The sequence below is a fragment of the Pseudomonas sp. 10B238 genome (genome assembly GCF_000970615.1).
In the GTDB taxonomy this organism is placed as follows: Bacteria; Pseudomonadota; Gammaproteobacteria; order Pseudomonadales; family Pseudomonadaceae; genus Stutzerimonas.
In genome coordinates, this window is the sequence record NZ_KQ033979.1 from 1 (window position 1) to 714 (window position 714).

The 714-nt window shown below is 56.2% G+C and carries 1 protein-coding gene and 1 pseudogene; both read left to right on the forward strand.

What is annotated here, in order from left to right:
* On the forward strand, window positions 1-336 hold a 336-nt coding region (locus RT21_RS22870), incomplete at its 5' end, for a copper resistance protein B (RefSeq protein WP_046164468.1).
* A 9-nt stretch (window positions 337-345) separates the two neighbouring features.
* Window positions 346-714 (forward strand): annotated as a pseudogene (locus RT21_RS23990) (cytochrome c); the annotation flags it as partial.

Sequence of the window (714 nt, forward strand, 5' to 3'; positions counted from 1 at the left end):
TTTGAGGCGGAAGCCACCGCCTTCGTCGGTGAAGGTGGGCAGACAGCAGCACGTTTTGAAGGCGAGTACGACATTCTCCTCACTAACCGGCTCATCCTCCAACCGACTGCCGAGCTCAATTTCTATGGCAAGGACGATCCTGCACACGGAGTGGGCGCTGGTCTCGCAAATACAGAGGTGGGGCTCCGCCTCCGATACGAAATCGTTCGTGAGTTCGCACCGTACATCGGCGTCACGTGGAGCCGGGCATACGGTAATACCGCTGATATGGCGAGAGATGACGGCGAAGACCTAGATGAGGCGCGGTTCGTTGCTGGCATCAGGCTTTGGTTTTAAGGTCCCTCGATGAAAAGAATAATTATTAGCTTCGCTGCCTTCTGTGCTCTAGGCCTGTTGGTAGTGGCCGGAGTTGTTTTCTCAGGACTGATTAGCGTTGCCGCGGATGATCCTCATACGGGAGTCGTGCACGCATTCCTGGAAACTGCTCGCAATCGCTCGATTGAGGCTCGCTCCGAAGACATAGCCGTGCCATCTCTCGACGATGAAGACCAAATCCGCGCCGGGGCGGGGAACTACGACTCGATGTGTGTGGGTTGTCATTTGGCGCCAGGCATGGCTGAGACCGAGCTAAGCAATGGCCTTTATCCCGCTCCTCCCAGCCTGGCTGAGGCGGGGCTATACGATGACCCAGCAAAAACATTTTGGGTCATCAAG